Source organism: Ensifer sp. 22460 (genome assembly GCF_052044935.1).
GTDB lineage: Bacteria > Pseudomonadota > Alphaproteobacteria > Rhizobiales > Rhizobiaceae > Ensifer.
This window is the reverse complement of the sequence record NZ_JBQENZ010000066.1, coordinates 1-5,435: the sequence shown is the minus strand read 5'-3', so window position 1 is coordinate 5,435 and position 5,435 is coordinate 1. Positions and strand designations below refer to the sequence as shown.

At 59.8% G+C, this 5,435-nt stretch carries 1 protein-coding gene and 1 pseudogene; both read right to left on the bottom strand.

The features are described 5' to 3' along the window. Window positions 1-474 (bottom strand): annotated as a pseudogene (locus tag ACTJKM_RS35940) (hypothetical protein); the annotation flags it as partial. Further along, window positions 471-5,435: beta strand repeat-containing protein (locus ACTJKM_RS35935; protein ID WP_440661883.1), on the bottom strand; the 4,965-nt coding region annotated here is incomplete at its 5' end. The gene ACTJKM_RS35935 and the pseudogene ACTJKM_RS35940, both read right to left, overlap by 4 nt.

Sequence of the window (5,435 nt, the reverse complement as noted above, 5' to 3'; positions counted from 1 at the left end):
CGCTCCAGACGAGAACACCGGGGCATTGTCGTTGACGTTGGTGACCGTGATGGCGACCGCCCGGTCAGTGGCGAGCGTGCCGTCGGAGGCGGTGACGACGATGTCGTAAATGTTGTCGCCATCCCCGTCGGCCGGTGCCTCGAAGTTGGGTGCAGCCTTGAAGGTCACAACACCGGTCGCGGCGTCGATGTTGAACAGCGCGGAGTCCGTGCCAGACAGCGAATAGGTCAAGGCGCCGAGGTTGTCGGCATCGCTGGCGTCGGCATCATAGACCGTGCCGGTCCCGTTTTCGGCGAAGCTGGCCGTCGTGCCGGAGGTGAACACCGGTGCGTTGTCGTTGACGTTGGTGATGGTGACCGTAATAGTCTGGGCGTCCAATCCGCCATGCCCATCGTCCGCCTGCACGACGACCTGATAAAACTGGTCGAAAACTCCGCCATTGAGGTCCGGATTCTCGAAGTCGGGGGCCGTCACAAACGACAGAACTCCCGACTGGCCGTCGATCGCGAACAGATTGGCATCAAATCCGCCGACGATGGAGTAGGTGACTCACCGGTATCGGGATCGGTTGCCATGACAGTGGTCAGCGCCGTCGTGTGTTCGGCAACCGAGATCTGAGCTGTATCGCCACCGCCATCCGACGTGATGGTCGGAGCGGTACTCTGCGTGATCACAAGTTGGGCATAGACAGGATCGGCCGCCGCGGTCACGGTCAACACGCCATTGATTTGGCCTGAGAGCACGATGGTACTGTCAAAAACCCCATCGCCGTTTCCATCGATGTCGATGAAGCTGTCCGTTGTTGTCGTACGGAGACGATAGGCACCTGTGGAGTGGGACCCGAAGGCCACCATGATTTTCTCGCCGTATTCGTAGTCGGCGATCCTGTCGCCGTTCCAGTCGGACACGCTGCCGTTGAACTGATCGACGCCAGCACCACCGGTCAGGACATCAACATCGTATTGCCCGGCGAGGAGATCGTCGCCGTCGCCGCCGACGAGCGTGTCGTTGCCGAAGTTGCCCTGGATCAGGTCCGCTTGGGATGATCCAATGAGGACGTCTGCCGATACTGACCCGCCCATGTAGATTGAGTCGCTGGAATTCCAGTTCGAGAACGTCCATGCTCCGATATCGAGCGTTCCCGGCGCATCCATCAGAATGTTGATTGTGTTGGCCCCAGCATTGCCTATGATGGAGACGTCCAGGGACAATCCCGCTCCGATCTGCGTCGAGGAGAAAGTGACGGTTGCGGGAATAGTGGATCCGCCGAAGGCCAACAATTCAATCGAGTTAAGCGTGGCCAAGCGAAAGTCGTTATTCCCGAAGACGAGCAGCTGATCCGTTCCGCCCCCGCCGTCAATCGATTCACCACTTGCGACATCGCCAGTATTAAAGCTGAACTTGTCGCTCCCCGCCCCACCTTGCATGGTGTCTGCCCCAGAATTGCCGAATATGACATCGTCAACCACGGAGCCAATTAACACATCGTTGGATTGGGAGCCTATCAGCTCGATGCTGTCATTCGGACCCCAGTTCTGAAATGCACTGGTACTAAGGTCAGCCGTTCCTCCCGAAAGAGAGGTGACACGCACGGATAACTGATCGGAAAATGAGCTGCCTACGAAGGTATTTATCTGGCCAGTTCCGACATCATCGTTGCTGAGCCACACCGATGCGGCAGAAGTGGTATCGAACGCCAGGCGCTCCACGCCCGTGATGTTTACCTGGTAAAGATCACTGTTGTTTCCTTCCACTGAGATGGTGTCGATTCCGGCTCCGCCGTCGATCGTGTCACCCAAGGCACTGTCCAGGAAGCCGTAGTGAATGATGTCGTTTCCTTCGCCGCCATCGAGGACATCTGACCCTGACCCGCCGCGCAAATTGTCGTCACCTCCTCCCCCCGCAATCGTGTCGTTTCCGCCGAGCCCAAGAATTGTCTCGTCTTCGCTAGTCCCAACAAGCACGTTGTCAAATTCATCACCGATGATCATATTCGGTACATCTGTTACGGTGATGGCGACGGCTTGGTCGGTGCTGAGCGTGCCATCGGAGGCAGTGACCATGATGTCGTAGACATTGTCGCCATCCGCATCGGCCGGTGCCTCGAAGTCGGGCGCCGCCTTGAAGGTGACAGCACCGGTCGCGGCGTCGATGTTGAACAGTGCGGAGTCCGCCCCCGACAACGTGAAGGTCAGCGCGCCGAGATTGTCGGCATCGCTGGCGTCGGCGTGATAGACCGTGCCGGCCCCATTCTCGGCGAAGCTCGCCGTCGTGCCGGAGGTGAACACCGGCGCATTGTCATTGACGTTGTTGACCGTGATGGCAACCGCCCGATCGACGGTGAGCGTGCTATCGGAGGCAGTGACGACGATGTCGTAGACATTGTCGCCATCCGCATCGGCCGGTGCCTCGAAGTCAGGCGCATCCTTGAAAGTGACAGCACCGGTCGCAGCGTCGATGTTGAACAGCGCGGAGTCCGTGCCGGACAGCGAATAGGTCAGCGCACCGAGATTGTCGGCATCGCTGGCATCGGCATCATAGGCAACGCCGGGCCCATTCTCGTCAAAGCTCGCCGTCGTGCCGGAGTTGAACACCGGTACATTGTCGTTCTGGTTGGTTACCGTAACGGCGATCGTTTGCGTGTCGATGCCGCCGTTGCCGTCGGAGACCTGCACGGTCACTTCATATCCGTTGTCGGCGCCCACATCGGAAGGGGCCTCAAAATCTGGCGCCGTCACGAAGCTCAGAACACCCGTGCCCGAGTCGATCTGGAAATGGATCGAATCGGCGCCGCCTGCAATCGAGTAGCTCAGGCTCTGTCCGGCGTCTGGATCACTCGCCGTCACTGTCGTGGTCACCGCGGTGTTCTCTGCAACCGAAATTGCTGCGGTATCGCCGCCGCCATTCGAACTGATCGCAGGCGCGGAATTTCCGACGATGATCAGTTGCGTATAGGTCGAATCGATCCGCTGAACCGTAAGCGTGCCAGTGATGATACCGGAAAGGGTAAAGCTACTGTCGAAATTTCCGTCGCCGTTGCCGTCGATGTCGATGAATGTATCGGTGGCGGAGTAGCGCAGGCGATAGCCGTTGGCAGTCGACAGCCCGAAGGCCACGTAGAGCTTCTCGCCATGCTCGTAGTCGGTGATCCTGTCGCCGTTCCAGTCGGTCACGCTGCCGTTGAACTGATCGACACCAGCACCGCCGGTCAGGACATCAACATCGTATTGCCCCGCTAGGAGATCGTCGCCGTCGCCGCCGACGAGTGTGTCGTTTCCAAAATTACCCAGGAGTTGGTCATTGCCACCTCCTCCGTAGATCGTGTCGTTGCCAATCGTCCCGCTGACAGTCTCAGGGTTGATATCCGCAACGGCAATTGTCAACACCCGATCGATGTAATTGCCGCCAGTGTCCGTCGCACGCACCGTGATCTGATGGGCTGCTGCCTGCTCATAATCCAACGCTATGCCATTGGCGACCACGAGTTGGTTGCCGTTTACAAGGACAAACCGGCCACCTGCATTCTCGATCAGCGCGAAAGATTGTTGGTCGACAGCATCCGGGTCGGCAGCTGTCAGCGTCCCGACGAGCGTTCCATCGTTCGCATACTCATTCACCGTACTGGCAGACAACAGAATGTTGTTGGGCGCTTCATTGACGTTGGTCACACTGATCGCGACATTGCGATCGGTCGCGAGCGTGCCATCGGAGGCAGTGACAATGATATCGTAGGTATTGTCACCGCCGGCGTCGGCCGGAGACTCGAAGTCGGGCGCCACCTTGAAGGTGACCGCGCCGGTAGCGGAATCGATATCGAACAGCGTCGCATCCGTACCCGACAGCGCGTAGCTCAGCGCCCCGAGATTGTCGGCATCGGTCGCGTCGGCATCATAGACTGTGCCGGTGGCATTCTCGGCAAAGCTCGCCGTCGTGTCGGACGAGAACACCGGCGCGTTGTCGTTCTGGTTGGTGACCGTGATGGCAACCGCCCGGTCAGTGGTGAGCGTGCCGTCGGAGGCGGTGACGATGATGTCGTAGGTGTTGTCACCATTGGCGTCGAGCGGTGTCTCGAAGTCGGGCGCGTTCTTGAAGGTGACCACGCCGGTAGCGGAATCGATATCGAACAGCGCTGCATCAGTGCCCGACAGCGCGTAGCTCAGCGCCTCGAGATTGTCGGCATCGGTCGCGTCGGCATCACAGACCGTGCCGGCTCCGTTCTCACCAAAGCTCGCCGTCGTGCCGGATGAGAACACCGGTTGATTGTCGTTGAGATTCGCAAGCTCGACCGTGAAGGTCTTGTCGAAGGTGTGGTTCTGACTGTCGGTCACCCGAACGGTGACCTGGCGGCTTGCTCCCGCCTCGTGGTCGAGTGGTCCGGCGACGACGAGGTCGCTGCCGGAGATGGCGAATGCTCCACCGGAATTGTCAAGAAGAGAGAATGTGAACGTCTCGCCACTGTCGGGATCTGTGGCGCCGAGCGCGCCGACGATCGTGCCGGCCGTGCTGTTCTCGTCGACCGTGTTCGCCGAGAGCAAGATATCGGTCGGCGGCTGGTTCACAGTATCTTCGATGTCGGCGATGCCGATGGTGAACACCTTGTCGTAGGTGTTGCCGCTGCCGTCGGTGACGCGCGCGGTGATCTGGTGTGACGAGGCCGTCTCGAAATCGAGCGCGCCGTTGACCACCAGCTGGTCGCCCGAAAGGGCAAACAGGCCACCGGCATCATCCACGAGGGTATAGGCGAGTGTGTCCCCGGAATCCGGGTCGGTGGACGAGAACGTCCCGACGACCGTGCCCTGTGCGCTGTTTTCGGCCACTTGCGCCGCTGACAGCGCGAGGCTCGTCGGCGAATGAATGAGTTGACTGAATGTCCGTATTCCGTCGGAGAAGGCAAACGACTCTACCGAATAGGCGGCGGTGTAGGTGGAGCTTCGAAGGTCGAACAACTGAACATCGGTCGCAGTGAGGACCGATATCTGGTAGTCGCTCAGCATGCCGGTGAGCTTGACGGTGTCGGCTCCTGCATCGCCGAAAATCGTGTTGTTGCCACCTCCGGCGTCGAAGGTATCGTCGCCGTCACCACCGTAAAGCTGATCATTCCCGTCCAACGTGGTGATGACGTCGTCGCCCGAACCGCCGGTGATCTGGACGTGCTCGACATTGACGAAGGTCGTGCCATCGCCGATCGCGGTGGCTGCCGTCGTGCTGATCATCGAGATATTGAGCGCAGCCGTTGCCGTCGAGCGGTCGATCACCGCCGTGTCCTCGCCGTCGCCACCGTCGAGCGTGTCGGCCCCGCCGTAGCTGTAGAGTGTGTCGTTGCCCGATCCGCCGTTGAGAATGTCATTGCCGGAAGAGGCCGCATTGTCATCGTCTATGAGCGTGTCGTCGCCCGCTCCGGCATTGATCGTGTCGCTGCCTTCGCCGCCGGCCAG